This window comes from Cobetia sp. 29-18-1, from assembly GCF_029846405.1.
Classification (GTDB): Bacteria; Pseudomonadota; Gammaproteobacteria; order Pseudomonadales; family Halomonadaceae; genus Cobetia; species Cobetia amphilecti.
The window spans coordinates 60868-75169 of sequence record NZ_JARWKS010000004.1 but is presented as its reverse complement, the minus strand read 5'-3'; the positions used below and the strand labels follow the sequence as shown (position 1 = coordinate 75169).

Annotated in this window: 9 protein-coding genes and 1 pseudogene; 1 reads left to right on the top strand and 9 read right to left on the bottom strand. The window is 64.0% G+C overall.

Annotation, left to right across the window (positions count from 1 at the left end):
- Nucleotides 1-41 precede the first annotated feature (41 nt).
- Entirely contained in the window at nt 42-1301 is a 1260-nt protein-coding gene (gene rho, locus QD208_RS04430) for a transcription termination factor Rho (protein WP_043332997.1), read from the bottom strand.
- 596 nt (nt 1302-1897) lie between these two features.
- The gene (trxA, locus tag QD208_RS04425; protein WP_043332999.1) at nt 1898-2224 is read right to left on the bottom strand and encodes a thioredoxin; all 327 of its coding nucleotides are present in this window, start codon (nt 2222-2224) and stop codon (nt 1898-1900) included.
- Between the two features lie 481 nt (nt 2225-2705).
- Between trxA and ppx the strand changes: the two genes are divergently transcribed.
- On the top strand, nt 2706-4190 hold the full coding sequence (ppx, locus tag QD208_RS04420; RefSeq protein ID WP_215824645.1) for an exopolyphosphatase: 1485 nt from the start codon (nt 2706-2708) through the stop codon (nt 4188-4190).
- 41 nt (nt 4191-4231) lie between these two features.
- Here the strand turns inward: ppx and tilS are convergent, their stop codons facing one another.
- From tilS to fabZ, 7 genes and pseudogenes are all read right to left on the bottom strand, one after another.
- On the bottom strand, nt 4232-5764 hold the full coding sequence (gene tilS, locus QD208_RS04415) for a tRNA lysidine(34) synthetase TilS (protein ID WP_279835886.1): 1533 nt from the start codon (nt 5762-5764) through the stop codon (nt 4232-4234).
- Nucleotides 5765-5923: 159 nt separating this feature from the next.
- On the bottom strand, nt 5924-6877 hold the full coding sequence (gene accA / locus QD208_RS04410) for an acetyl-CoA carboxylase carboxyl transferase subunit alpha (RefSeq protein WP_043333001.1): 954 nt from the start codon (nt 6875-6877) through the stop codon (nt 5924-5926).
- A gap of 276 nt (nt 6878-7153) precedes the next feature.
- Nucleotides 7154-10654, bottom strand: a complete 3501-nt coding sequence (dnaE, locus tag QD208_RS04405; protein WP_279835885.1) for a DNA polymerase III subunit alpha — start codon at nt 10652-10654, stop codon at nt 7154-7156.
- Between the two features lie 353 nt (nt 10655-11007).
- Nucleotides 11008-11652, bottom strand: a pseudogene (gene rnhB / locus QD208_RS04400) (ribonuclease HII); the annotation flags it as partial.
- Nucleotides 11653-11753: 101 nt separating this feature from the next.
- Nucleotides 11754-12905 carry a lipid-A-disaccharide synthase gene (gene lpxB / locus QD208_RS04395; protein WP_107335918.1) on the bottom strand — a complete coding sequence of 384 codons (1152 nt, stop codon included), beginning with the start codon at nt 12903-12905 and terminating at the stop codon, nt 11754-11756.
- 2 nt (nt 12906-12907) lie between these two features.
- Nucleotides 12908-13675 (bottom strand): acyl-ACP--UDP-N-acetylglucosamine O-acyltransferase, encoded by a 768-nt coding sequence (gene lpxA, locus QD208_RS04390; protein WP_043333008.1) that lies wholly within the window; start codon nt 13673-13675, stop codon nt 12908-12910.
- On the bottom strand, nt 13672-14115 hold the full coding sequence (gene fabZ / locus QD208_RS04385) for a 3-hydroxyacyl-ACP dehydratase FabZ (RefSeq protein ID WP_043333010.1): 444 nt from the start codon (nt 14113-14115) through the stop codon (nt 13672-13674). Before fabZ ends, lpxA begins: the two co-directional genes overlap by 4 nt.
- Nucleotides 14116-14302 lie beyond the last annotated feature (187 nt).

The following is a 14302-nucleotide window of genomic DNA, read 5'->3' as shown; positions in this document are numbered from 1 at the left end:
GTCGAGAGCATGGCCAGCCAACCGGCTGGGCCAAGTGTCGATCAGCGGCGCTTCATGGCCTCGAAGAACTCGAGGTTGGTCTTGGTATCTTTCAGGCGATCGATCAGGAATTCGGTAGCTGCCACGTCTTCCATCGGGTTGAGCAGCTTGCGCAGGATCCACATGCGCTGCATTTCATCCTCGGACGCGATCAGGTCTTCACGACGCGTGCCGGAACGACGGATGTTGAGGGCCGGGAAGACACGACGCTCGGCCAGCTTGCGGTCGAGGTGAGCTTCCATGTTACCGGTGCCCTTGAATTCCTCGAAGATGACTTCGTCCATCTTGGAACCTGTATCGACCAGCGCCGTGGCGAGGATGGTCAGGCTGCCGCCTTCTTCGATGTTACGCGCGGCACCGAAGAAGCGCTTCGGCTTCTCGAGGGCGTGAGCGTCGACACCACCGGTCAGCACCTTGCCGGAGGACGGCACCACGGTGTTGTAGGCACGCGCCAGACGGGTCACGGAATCAAGCAGGATGACGACATCCTTCTTGTGCTCGACCAGACGCTTGGCCTTCTCGATCACCATCTCGGCGACCTGGACGTGACGGGCCGGCGGCTCATCAAAGGTGGAGGCCACGACTTCGCCACGCACGGTGCGCGACATCTCGGTAACTTCCTCGGGACGCTCATCGATCAGCAGCACGATGAGGTGACATTCGGGGTTGTTGCGCGTGATGGAGGCGGCGATGTTCTGCAGCATCATCGTCTTGCCCGCCTTGGGCGGCGAGACGATCAGACCACGCTGGCCCTTGCCGATCGGTGCGGTCAGATCAAGGATGCGCGAGGTGATGTCTTCGGTGGAGCCGTTGCCGATTTCCATCAGCAGGCGCGACTGCGGGAACAGCGGCGTCAGGTTCTCGAACAGGATCTTGTGCTTGGCATTCTCGGGGCGGTCAAAGTTGATCTGATTGACCTTGAGCAGCGCGAAGTAACGCTCCCCTTCCTTCGGCGGACGAATCTTGCCGGAGATGGTGTCGCCCTTGCGCAGATTGAAGCGACGGATCTGGGACGGTGAAACGTAGATGTCATCAGGACCCGCGAGGTAGGAAGAGTCTGCACTGCGAAGGAAGCCGAAGCCGTCCTGCAGGATTTCCAGAACGCCGTCGCCGTAGATGTCCTCACCGCTTTTCGCGTGCTTCTTGAGGATGGCGAAGATGATGTCCTGCTTGCGCGAACGTGCCAGATTATCGATGCCCATCGTCTGGGCAAGTTCCAGCAGTTCGGGGACAGTATTTTGCTTGAGTTGGGTAAGATTCATCGGCTTTGTTTGAACGTGGCTCAGGTCAGCAGGGCTGATAGATAAGAAGGGAATCGAGAAGACGGGCAGAAGGCAAGGACCGGCACTGCAAAGGTGCAGACAGAACTCGACAGCATTCCCGGAGGCAAGCGCCTGAGCTGGATGAAGACAGGTGCCAAAAGTTCAGGAAAGATCACTCACCACGGCCGAACAACGAATTCAGCAACGGAGTGTCGAGCTACGGATGTCCAGCGACGACGGACCGGTCGAAGGGACACGGAGCGTCATGCTTCCTGACAGAAAAGTCTTCTCGATATGGAATCTAGCGGTATGAATCGCCTGGTGGCTGGCCGGCATGTCGCGGGCAGCATTACCAGAGGGCTGGCTGACAACTGGGGGACCGTGGGACGGTCGACATGACGCAATCAGAGAGCGTGTAATCAGGCGAACGCCTCGATGGTAGTCAAGCCGGCCCCTGAACGCAAGCCCCGGCGGCCTGGTGGCGCACCCGGCGCTGCCTGAAGCGCTCACCAGCGGCCAGCCAGTGCTGCGATAGCCGCCGCTGACATGACGCTTTCACTGGCGTCTCAAGGCACCCGACGGCGGCAAGGCCCGTCTCACAGATTAGCATCCAGAAAGGCTGCCAGCTGCGCGCGCGGCATGGCGCCCACCTTGCTGGCTTCGACATTGCCGCCCACAAACAGCATCAATGTCGGCACACCGCGCACGCCGAAGCGGGCGGCAAGCTCGGGAGCTTCATCGACATCGACCTTGACGATCTTGAGCTGCCCTTCGTACTCCTCGGCCAGGGATTCCAGCGTCGGTGCCACGCTCTTGCACGGCCCGCACCAGGAAGCCCAGAAATCCACCAGCACCGGATGCTCGCTCTCCAGCACCACGGATTCGAAGTCCCTTTCTGCAATCGGTACCACACGTTCGCTCATCGCGACGTTATCTCCCAGACCCGGTTGGTCTTGCTGATTGTGCTGCGTGATGGCTTGCGACTCATTGAGCGTGATGATGACCCGCGACTTCGTCGTTCTGTCATATCACGCCGCTAGAATAGCATGCCCCATGCGCTGAATGTGCCGCCAGCCCCTCGTGGTGATGGCGCCGTGTGTGACACCGGTTTGACACCTCTGGCCAGTCGCCGCAATCTTGCGAGAGTCGCCGCCGCGCCCTGCTGCCAGCGTCATCTTCCCGCAGCAGGCTCGCGCCCGGTGGCCGCCCACGCTCACGACAACTTCATTGCGCCATGGTCGCTATGCAAGGAAGCCGTCGCAGGAGTTGGCGTGAAGGAGGCAGTGCATGATGCCTGCCATGAATGACCCGCCGTAAAGGACTCCGCCCTTGAGTGAATCAGCACCCTCCCAGCAGCCGCAACCCACCGCCTCTGATGAAGGCAGCGCCGGCAACGAGGCCCCGCTGCTGAAGCTGGCCGCCATCGATCTGGGTTCCAACAGCTTCCACCTGCTGCTGGCCAACCATCAGGCGGGGCAATTGCAGGTCGTGGCCAAGCAGGGTGAGAAGGTCCAGCTGGCGGCAGGGCTGGACGAAGACGGCATGCTCAGCGAGGAAGCCATGGAGCGCGCCCTCAACTGCCTCGCCCAGTTCGCGCCCTTCATCGATGGCATCGAGGCCGACCATCTGCGGGTCGTGGGCACCAACGCCCTGCGCGCCGCGCATAACAGTGAAGAACTGATCGAGCGTGCCGAGGCCCTGCTGGGGCATCCCATCGAGATCATCGCCGGGCGCGAAGAAGCCCGCCTGATCTATCTGGGCGCGGCGCATGCACTGGCCGATGTGCACGGCAAGCGCCTGATCGTCGATATCGGCGGCGGTTCCACCGAGTTCATCATCGGTGAGCAATTCGAGCCCCAGCTGCTGGAAAGCCTGCACATGGGCTGCGTCGCCTATACCAAGGCCTTCTTCCAGGACGGCGAGATCAGCGAGAAGCGCATGCGCCGCGCCGAGCTGGCCGCACGCTCGGAACTGGCCAGCATCCAGCGCACCTATCGCGAGATGGGCTGGGATGACCCGGTCGGCTCCTCCGGCACCATCAAGGCCGCCGCCAACGTGCTGGAAGCGCACGGCTGGGCCCCACATGGCGTGGTCACACGTGAAGGGCTGCACAAGCTGCGCGCGGCACTGCTGGAGTTCAAGCGCCTCGACAAGGTCAGCCTGCCGGGCCTGAAGAGCGATCGCGCCACCGTCTTCCCGGCGGGCATCGCCATCCTGTGCGGTGTCTTCGAGGCACTGGGACTGGAGCAGATGCGCTACTCCGACGGCGCGCTGCGTGAAGGCGTACTGTTCGATCTGATCGGGCGCAACACGCCGGAGGATTCACGTCTGTCGGCCATCGAGTCGCTGCAGCGTCGTTACGGCATCGATACCCGCCACGCCAGCAATGTGCGCGACACCGCCCTGCAGCTGTTCGATCAGGTCGCCGGCGACTGGGCGCTGGGGGCAACGTCACGTCAGCTGCTGAGCTGGGCCGCTGACCTCCACGAAGTCGGCCAGGCGATTTCCCATAGCCAGTTCCATCGCCATGGCGCCTACCTGCTCGAGCATTCCGACCTGCTCGGCTTCTCGCGTCCGGAACAGCGCGCGCTGGCCTTCCTGGTCCGCGCCCACCGTCGCAAGTTCCCCAAGAACGAACTGGCGGCGCTGCCGGAGCCGCAGCAACCGCGTCTGGCGCGTCTGGCACGCCTGCTGCGCATGGCGGTGATGCTCAACCATTCACGCTCGGAAGCACCGGTGCTCGGCATGCATCTCAGCGCCGAAGGCGACGACCTGACGCTCAATCTGACCGAGGAATATCGCGATCACAGCCTGATCAACGATGACCTCAGTCAGGAAAGCGAGCTGCAGAAAGCCGCCGGCATGACGCTGACACTGGCCGATGCCTGAGCGAGCACTGCGCAAGACATCGGCGAGACCGCCCGCTGGCCTCACTGCTGTGTGAGTGCGGCCAGTAGCCACCAGCCCCGCGAGGGATGCCACAGCCCCGCGATTGTCCCGTCGTGCATGCGTGCCACACGCAACTGGTCACGCTGCCACGGCGGGATGTCGGCTTCCTGCAGCAAGCGCTTGAGATCGCGCCGCCCCCGCCCTGCCACTCGCAGTACATCTCCCGGCTGACGTGAGGTGAAGGCAACATGCTGCTCATCCCTTCCCAGCGCCCGCCATGCCTTGCGCGCCTCAGCATCCCACTCGCAGGAAGGCGTCCCGCCGGGTTGGCGACCACTTCTCGCGTAGCCGGTATCGCCTTGTCGATGACGCATACCCTGCTCAATAACGGTATCTGACACCTGCCACCACAGCTGGCCGCGCCACGCGCGCACGCTGACGGTGTATTCGGCATTGGCCCAGTGCACCTCGGCCACCGAGTCGGGCGGCGTGGCGATCAACTGCTGCAGGCTCATCAAGCGACCCCGCGGCGGCACCGGCCAGCCACGCGACTGGCATAGATGGCGCAGGACCAACCGCTGACGTGACTCACTCAAGCCTGCCAGCTCCGCCAGTGACAACTGCGTCTCGTGCGCCCGTCCCTGATCCAGGCCCTGATTAAGTCTCTGATTCAGGCCCTGCCCCTGCTCCTGTCCTTGTCTCTGAGCCAGGCGCTTTGCGCCTGAGACCTGAACCTTCGCCAACAGCTCGGCCGCCAGCTCATCAAGCAGTGACTGCTCTTCCTGCAACTGCTGCGCCGAACGCGCCAGGCTGGCCACGGCCTGCGGCCAGCGCGCCTGCAGCAGCGGCACGACACTGTGGCGCAGGTAGTTGCGATCAAACTGCTGATCGACATTGCTGGGGTCTTCGCACCAGTCGCGCCCGGCCTGCAAGCCCTGCTGGCTCGCCAGTGTCTGGATCTCATCGCGTGGGATGCCCAACAGCGGCCGAAGTAGTCTTGCCCGCTCATGGGCGCGCTGGTCTCGCCCCGGGGATGCCTCGCCCACGGCCAGCGCCCGCTCAGGCGGCATGGCCGCCAGCCCGCGCCCGCCGCTGCCACGCAATGCGTTGAGCAACAGCGTCTCGGCCTGATCATCCTGATGCTGCGCCAGCCACAGGCTATCCCCCGCCGCCAGACAGGCGCTCAGTGCCGCCAGCCGCCCTTCGCGCGCTGCCGCCTCCAGTCCTCGCGACTTGAGTGCTGTCTCCGCCAGCGCCAGATGACGCACGCTCAGCGGTAGCCCGAGACGCGAAGCCAGCCTACGCGCCAGGCGCTCGAAATCATCGTTGGCCGCCTGCAGGCCGTGATGCACATGCACCAGCCGCAGTCGACGCGGGCAGTCCTTGACCGCGCGAGCCGCCAGCCGCGCCAGCATCACCGAATCCAGCCCGCCCGAGAGCGCGATCCACACCGTGCGCCTGGCATCGCTGGCCTCGAGCGCCTCACGCACGGCGACGAGTGCCCGCGACTCTGCCATCTCGCTCAGCGGTTGAGCACGCAGGCACAGCGAATCCAGTGAGGGGGACAGAGACATGTCGGGCTCCTGTCGCGAAGCGGATGAAGGAAGTGGAGGAGAAAAGGAAGTGGAGAAGAAAGCGCCGGCCCTGAACGCAAGAACGCCCCCGGAAGAATCCGGAGGCGTCCTGGTCACGCGGGCATGAACCGATCGCGCATCACGCGAGAGGCACCGGCATCATGCCGGGGCGCCGTAGCTCATCAGGCGCTGGTAACGACGCTCCAGCAGGGCATCGGTATCCAGGGCGCCAAGACGCTCCAGACCTTCGCCCAGCGCGGCCTTGATGCTGTCGGCAGCGGACTGCGGGTTGCGGTGCGCGCCACCCAGCGGCTCCTTGATCAGGTTGTCGACGAAGCCCAGTTCCTTGAGGCGTGAGGCAGTGATGCCCATCGCATCAGCGGCATCGGCGGCACGCTCGGCGCTCTTCCACAGGATGGAGGCGCAACCTTCCGGCGAGATCACCGAGTAGGTGGAGTACTGCAGCATGTTCAGCTCGTCACACACGCCGATGGCCAGTGCGCCGCCGGAACCACCCTCACCGATGACGGTGGAGATGATCGGCGTCTTGAGGCGAGACATCACCGCCAGGTTGTAGGCGATGGCCTCGGACTGACCGCGCTCCTCGGCACCGATGCCCGGATAGGCACCCGGGGTGTCGATGAAGGTCAGGATCGGCATCTTGAAACGCTCGGCCATCTCCATCAGACGGCAGGCCTTGCGGTAGCCTTCCGGACGCGGCATGCCGAAGTTGCGACGCACCTTTTCCTTCACGTCGCGGCCTTTCTGGTGACCGATCACCATCACCGGCTTGTCGTCGAGGCGCGCGATACCGCCGACCAGCGCTTCGTCGTCCGCGTAGTGACGGTCGCCGTGCAGCTCATCGAAGTCCGTGAACAGATTCTCGAGGTAGTCGAGGGTATACGGGCGCTGCGGGTGACGTGCCAGCTGAGATACCTGCCAAGCGCCGAGGTCCTTGAAGATGGACTCGGTGAGCTTGGTGCTCTTTTCCTGCAGGCGAGCGATCTCGTCAGACAGGTTGACCTGGGAGTCGTTACCGACCAGACGGAGTTCCTCGATCTTGGCCTGCAGCTCGGCGATCGGCTGTTCAAAGTCCAGATAATTGGGATTCATAAGGCGTTTCGTTCGTCGTCTCGGGCAGCCAGGAAAGCGAGTCGGCCGGGTCACTCCCCCTGAGCACACGCTCAGGCGATCTGTGGCTCGCGGCGGTCACAGTCGGCATGGAATTGGGTACGGAAAAGATGGACAGGCATTATCGCACCCTGTTCGACAGGTGCAAACCTTGCCCGCCTGTTAGGCGTGGATTAACTCTGCGCCCACGCCGCTCATCTCGGTGCTGCGCCTGCCCCACCGCTTGGCGAGACAGGCACCATCCTGTCGGCCAGCACCTCACTCACGGTACTTGAGGCGCACACCGCGCTGGCCTTCCACCTCACCCAGCTGGATCAACAACTCATCACTGGGCGCAACGCGCCATTGCTCGCCCAGCTCCAGCCAGGCCTCCGCCGCGGCGTTGCGATAACGCAGGCGCATCGGCAGGCCTTCACTGGCCAGGTGTGGCGTCAGCAAGGTGGTCAGCTGCTGGGTGAAGCGACCGCCGATGTCCTCGGCGGCGATGCTCATCTCGACCGCCTCACCGAAGCGCGCCCGCGCATCGATGATCGGCGTGACGTCCTTGCCGCGCAGACGCAGGCCACCGGAGTAGTCATCCTGGCTGACCTCGCCCTCGACGATCACCACGCTGTCAGGCACCAGCTTGTTGCGCACCTGATCGTAGAGCTCACCGAACATCGAGGCCTCGATGCGCCCGGTGCGGTCATCCAGGGTCACGAAGGCCATGGTGTCGCCCCGCTTGGACTTCATGGTGCGCATGGCGATCACCAGCCCGGCGATGCGCTGCGGCTCACGCGACGGCTTCAGATCACTGATGCGCGCATTGATGAAGCGCTTGAGCTCACCCTCGTACTCATCGATGGGATGGCCGGTCAGATAAAGCCCCAGAGTGTCCTTCTCGCCGGTGAGGCGCTCCTTGTCGGTCCACTCGCGGGCCTTGCGATAGCCGGCGTAGACATCGGTTTCCGGCTCGCTGAAGGCATCGCCGAACATGTCGGTGATGCCGACATCATTGTTGGCGTGATTCTGGGAGGCGGCCTTGAGCGCATCCTCCACCGCCAGCATCAGCACCGCACGCGACGGGCCGATGTTGTCCAGCGCGCCGGAGCGGATCAGCGCTTCCAAGGTGCGCTTGTTGATCTTCTTGGCGTCGATGCGCTTGCAGAAATCGAAGATGTCGCTGAACGGGCCACCCTCGGCGCGCGCGCTGACGATGGCATCGATCGGGCCCTCGCCGACGCCGCGAATGGCGCCCAGGCCGTAGACGACGCGCCCTTCCAGGTCGACGGTGAACTTGTAGCCGCCGATGTTCACATCCGGCGGCGTGACCGTGAGGCCGATATGGCGGCACTCCTCGATCAGCGGCACCACCTTCTCGATGGTCTGCATCTCGGTCGAGATCACCGCGGCCATGAACGGCCCCGGATAGTGCGCCTTCAGCCAGCCGGTCTGGTAGGAAACCAGACCATAGGCCGCCGAGTGCGACTTGTTGAAGCCGTAACCGGCGAATTTCTCCACCAGGTCGAAGATGTTGCCGGCCAGGTCCTTGTCGATGCCCTTGCCCGCACAGCCTTCCATGAAGCCGGCGCGCTGCTTGGCCATCTCTTCCGGCTTCTTCTTGCCCATCGCGCGGCGCAGCATGTCGGCCTGACCCAGCGTATAGCCGGCCAGCACCTGCGCGATCTGCATGACCTGCTCCTGGTACAGGATGATGCCGTAGGTCGGCTCCAGTACCGGCTTGAGCAGCTCATGCTGGTAATCCGGGTGTGGATAAGACACTTCGGAACGACCGTGCTTGCGGTTGATGAAGTCATCCACCATGCCGGACTGCAGCGGGCCGGGACGGAACAGGGCCACCAAGGCGATCATGTCTTCCAGGCAGTCGGGCTTGAGCTTCTTGATCAGCTCCTTCATGCCGCGGGATTCCAGCTGGAAGACGGCCGTCGTCTCCGCCTTCTGCAGCATGTCGAAGGTCTTGGCGTCATCCAGCGGGATGTCATCGATATCCAGCGGCGCCAGCCCTTCCCGCTCACGGATCTTGTCGACCATCTCGGTCGCCCAGTCGATGATGGTCAGGGTGCGCAGACCCAGGAAGTCGAACTTGACCAGCCCGGCCTCCTCGACGTCGTTCTTGTCGAACTGGACCACCAGACCGCTGCCGTCTTCATCACACAGCAGCGGCGCGAAGTCGGTCAGCTTGGTCGGCGCGATCACCACGCCGCCGGCGTGCTTGCCGGTGCCGCGCGTGGTGCCCTCGAGCTTGAGCGCCATCTCCCAGATTTCCTGGGCTTCCTCGTCGTTGTCGATGAATTCCTTGAGCTGCGGCTCCTGCTCGATGGCCTTCTCGAGCGTGATGCCGACCTCGAAGGGAATCAGCTTGGAGAGCTTGTCGCCCAGCGAGTAGGGCTTGCCCTGGGCACGCGCCACGTCACGCACCACGGCCTTGGCGGCCATGGTGCCAAAGGTGACGATCTGCGAGACCGCGTTGCGCCCGTAGCGCTCGGCCACGTAATCGATCACGCGGTCACGCTTCTCCATGCAGAAATCGACGTCAAAGTCGGGCATGGAGACACGTTCCGGGTTCAGGAAGCGCTCGAACAGCAGGTCATATTCCAGCGGGTCCAGATCGGTGATCTTCTGGGCGTAGGCCACCAGCGAGCCGGCACCGGAACCACGCCCCGGGCCGACCGGCACGCCGTTGTCCTTGCCCCACTGGATGAAGTCCATGACGATCAGGAAGTAACCGGGGAAGCCCATCTGCAGGATGATGTCGAGCTCGAAATCCAGCCGCGTGCGATAGCGCTGCTCGATCTCGGCCCAGGCCTCGCTGTCGCGCGGATGCCTGGCGTGGGGATACAGCTTGTCGAGGCGCTCCGTCAGGCCATCATGCGAGACCTTGCGGAAGAACTGGTCCATCGTCATGCCTTCCGGCACCGGGAACTCGGGCAGGAAGTAGGTGCCCAGCTGCACGGTCACCGAGCAGCGCGCCGCGATCAGCACACTGTTCTCGAGCGCTTCGGGAATGTCGGAGAACAGCTCGCTCATCTCCTCGGCGCTCTTCAGGTACTGCTCATCGCTGTAGCGGGTCTCGCGCCGCGGGTCATCCAGCGCCTTGCCTTCGCCGATGGAGACGCGCGTCTCGTGGGCCCAGTAGTCCTCCCGCTTGAGGAAGCGCACATCATTGGTGGCGACCACCGGCGTATCGGTGGCCTCGGCCAGCGCCACCGACAGGTGCAGGCACTCTTCCTCGTACTGACGCTGGGTGCGGGTCAGCTCCAGATAGAAGCGATCCCCGAACACCGCCTTCCACTCACCGAGCAGTGCCCGGGCGCTGTCTTCGTGGTCCGACAGCAGATGACGGCCGATCTCGCCTTCACGGCCACCGGACAGCACGATCAGGCCCTCGGCCTGCTCGAAGATCCACTGTTTCTCGAGGTAGGCGCGGTCCTGCTTCTGGCCATCGGTCCAGCCGCGCGAGATCAGCTCGGTGAGGTTGCGATAGCCGGTGTCGTTCATCGCCAGCAGCGTGAGGCGATACGGGCGTGTGGCATCCTGGGGATTGATCAGCCACATGTCGGCACCGATGATCGGCTTGATGCCAGCAGCGCGCGCATTGGAGTAGAACTTGACCAGCCCGAACAGGTTGGCCTCGTCAGTCACCGCGACAGCCGGCTGGCCCGCCGCGGCGGTCGCCTTGATCAGCGGCTTGACGCCGGGCAGACCATCGACGAGGGAGAACTCGGTGTGAACGCGCAGGTGAACAAAGGGCGTGGTCATGGAATCGGCTCGTGAAGTCGGCGTGACGGTGAAGGATTCGGTTGCGGCGGGTGCTGTCGTCGCTGCGGGTGCCGGCGGCTGCGAGGTTGAAGGCTCGGGCTCGGGCTCGGGCTTCAAGGATAGCCTGTCAGCGCCATCGCCTGAAGGCATAGCATCTGAAGGCGCAGCATCCGCCCGGGCAGGCTCGACTGACGGGGATGCCGTGGTCTCACTAGCATCAGTCAGACCACGGCTGGCGGCTTTTTTGCCGTGGGCTGCTGGCTCGCCTCGCTTGCCTCGCTCGGCTCCGGGGCCGGAAGCGCGATCAGCGCGTCCGGCGGCACGGCCTGTGGCACGTGCCCCGACATGAACAGTCGCTTGACCGGTCCGAAGCTCTTGCGATGCAGGGTGAGGATGCCATGTTCCTCGATGGCGGCCTGATGCTCACGGGTCGGGTAGCCCTTGTGACGCGCGAAGCCATAGGCGGGGAAGTGTGAATCCAGCGCCGCCATCTGGGCGTCACGATGCACCTTGGCCAGAATCGAGGCTGCGCCGATGGCAGCGTGGCGCAGATCACCCTTCACCACCGCCATGCCGGGAACCTCGTGTCCCGGCAGGCGGTTGCCATCCACCAGCAGGTATTCCGGACGCACGCCCAATGCATCGATGGCGCGCCGCATGGCCAGGTGCGTGGCCTGATAGATGTTCAGCTCATCGATCTCGTCACTGGTGGCCTCGGCGATCGCCCACGCCCAGGCACGGGCCCGAATCTGCTCGTAGAGGGCCAGACGCTTCTTCTCGCTGAGCTTCTTGGAGTCGGTGATGCCCTCGATGGGGTCATTCGGGTCCAGAATCACCGCTGCCGCCACCACCGGGCCGACCAGCGGCCCACGCCCGACCTCGTCGATACCGGCCAGCAACTGCCCCTGATAGGGAATCACCAGCGGCGGAAAATCATCGGCGGGTTTACGCTTGCGCGCAGAAGGCGTGGTGGCGTGGCTGTCGGCAGAGTCGGTCATGATATCTCAAGGCGTAAGACAACAGGCAGAGCGCCAATGCGATCTGCCTGTCGAGGTGATTCAATCAAGGGTAGCGCAATGTCTGGCGGCGACACGCGGGATCAGCGTCCGGCCAGTTCACCGATGGCGATGGCGGCCGCGGCGCTGGCATCACAGGTCAGTTCACGATGCATGGCGGTGAAACGCTCACGCAGTTCTCGTTGGCGGGCGACGTCACCTGCGGCACGCGACAGCAATGGCGCAAGGCTTTCCTCGATGGACTCCGGCGTGGCGGCGTCCTGGATCAGCTCCGGCACCAGCGTCTCGCGGGCGATCAGATTGGGCAGGGAAATCCACTCGGTCTTGACCATATGCCGCGCGATGCGATGCGTCATCGGCGCCATGCGATAGGCCACCACCATCGGGCGGTGACAGAGCAGGCATTCGAGTGCCGCCGTGCCGGAAGCCAGCAGCACGGCATCGGCGGCGGTCATCGCTTCACGCGATTGGCCATCCACCAGATGGATGCGACTGCGATCCAGCCCTTCACGCTCCGCCATCAGGGACTCGAGCTCGGTGCGCCGCAGCGGCGTGGCCGCCGGGATCACCACCTCAAGGCCGGGGTAACGCTGACAGAGGCGCTCGATGGCGGCCAGGAAGGTCTCGCCGAGAAAGCGGATCTCGTTGGCGCGGGAGCCCGGCAATACCGCCAGCAGCTGCACTTCCGGGTCGATCCCCAACTGCCCACGGGCAGCAGCGCGATCATCCTCGAGCGGCAACTCATCGGCCAGCGGATGGCCGACGAAGGTCACCGGCACCTGATGCTCACGATAGAAGGCGGCCTCGAAGGGCAGGAAGGTCAGCATGCGATCGACGGCGCGGCGAATGGTCTTCACGCGCCCCTGACGCCAGGCCCACACGGAGGGGCTGACGTAGTGCGCGGTGGTGATGCCCTGCTTGCGCAGGCGCAGCTCGAGCCCCAGATTGAAGTCCGGGGCATCGATGCCGATCATCACGTCGGGTTGCCACTCAAGGGCGTCGCGCAACAGATGGCGACGGACCTTGATCAGCGCCGGCAGATGCTTGAGCACCTCGACCAGCCCCATCACCGACAGGGTTTCCAGCGGATAGAGGCTGTCGAAGCCCTCGGCCTGCATGCGCGGACCGCCGATGCCACGAAACTCGACATCGGGATAGCGCGCCTTGAGCGCGCGCATCAGGCTGGCACCGAGGATGTCACCGGAGAGTTCCCCGGCTACCAGGTAGATGCGCATGCTCAGCGAGTCAGTCCGCGAGTGGACGCCTTGAGCGAGGCGATGAAGACATCGCGCTCGGCCAGCGGCGGCTCGGCTTCCAGCTGCTCGAGGGCCTGGGCCAGCGTCAGCCCCTGACGGAAGACCGTCTTGTAGGCCGTGTTCAGCGCGGAGATGGTCTCGCGGCTGAAGCCACGACGCTTGAGGCCAACGCTGTTGAGGCCATGCGCTTCCGCCGGATGGCCATTGACCATCACGAAGGCCGCGATGTCCTTGGTGATGATGGAGCCACCACCCGCCATGGCATGTTCGCCGATATGGCAGAACTGATGCACCGCCGACAGGCCGCCCAGAATGACGTGGTTGCCGAGATGGACATGGCCACCCAGCGTCGCCTGATTGGCCATGATGCAGTCGTCACCGATGATGCAGTCATGGCCGACATGCGAGTAGGCCATGAACAGGTTGCGACTGCCGATACGCGTGAGGCTGGCATCCTGGACGGTGCCGCGATGCAGGGTCACGCCCTCGCGGATGACGTTGTCATCCCCGATTTCCAGGCGCGTCGGCTCACCGGCGTACTTCTTGTCCTGACAGTCCTCGCCCACTGACGCGAACTGGAAGATACGGTTGCGCTCACCGATGACGGTGGTGCCCTTGATGACGACATGCGGCCCCACCACCGTGCCAGCGCCGATCTCGACATCAGCCCCGATCACGCAGAACGGGCCGACCTCGACATCATCGGCCAGGCGGGCGCCGGGATCGACAATGGCAGTAGGATGTATCAAGCGACCTTCCTCTCGGCACAGATGATTTCGGCCTCGCAGACCAGATCGCCGTCGACCTTGGCCTGACAGGCGAATTTCCAGATGCCACGCTTCTCGCGCAGCACGCGGGCGCTGATCTCGAGCTGGTCACCCGGCATCACCGGGCGCTTGAAGCGCACATTGTCGCTTCCGACGAGATAATAGATGTAGCCATCGGCGGGACGTTTGTCGACGGTCTTGAAGCCGAGAATACCCGCCGCCTGAGCCATGGCTTCCACGATCAGAACGCCCGGCATGATCGGGTGCTCCGGGAAGTGACCATTGAAGAACGGCTCATTGATGCTGACGTTCTTGCGCGCGACGATGAACTCGCCAAGGGTCAGGTCCATGACACGATCGATCAGCAGGAAAGGATAGCGGTGCGGGAGATACTCACGGATCTCGTTGACGTCCATAACCATTGGCTTGCAACCTCTGAAATAACGAAATGCCTGCCGCTCGCGGGCAGGCATGTAATGACGGTCCGGACCGCCGTTCGGGCAATGGCACGCATTATAGCGTCCTTGCGCGTGGCTGGCAGCCGCTCATTGCCCGACAGTGCGCCAAGCAGGTGCGAGACTCTGCTCTGGACAGGTACTACCCGGGCTT

Excerpts from the sequence above, each read along its gene's own strand:
- rho (WP_043332997.1), bottom strand. The coding sequence starts at position 1,301 with ATGAATCTTACCCAACTCAAGCAAAATACTGTCCCCGAACTGCTGGAA.
- trxA (WP_043332999.1), bottom strand. The coding sequence starts at position 2,224 with ATGAGCGAACGTGTGGTACCGATTGCAGAAAGGGACTTCGAATCCGTG.
- tilS (WP_279835886.1), bottom strand. The coding sequence starts at position 5,764 with ATGTCTCTGTCCCCCTCACTGGATTCGCTGTGCCTGCGTGCTCAACCG.
- accA (WP_043333001.1), bottom strand. The coding sequence starts at position 6,877 with ATGAATCCCAATTATCTGGACTTTGAACAGCCGATCGCCGAGCTGCAG.
- dnaE (WP_279835885.1), bottom strand. The coding sequence starts at position 10,654 with ATGACCACGCCCTTTGTTCACCTGCGCGTTCACACCGAGTTCTCCCTC.
- lpxB (WP_107335918.1), bottom strand. The coding sequence starts at position 12,905 with ATGCGCATCTACCTGGTAGCCGGGGAACTCTCCGGTGACATCCTCGGT.
- fabZ (WP_043333010.1), bottom strand. The coding sequence starts at position 14,115 with ATGGTTATGGACGTCAACGAGATCCGTGAGTATCTCCCGCACCGCTAT.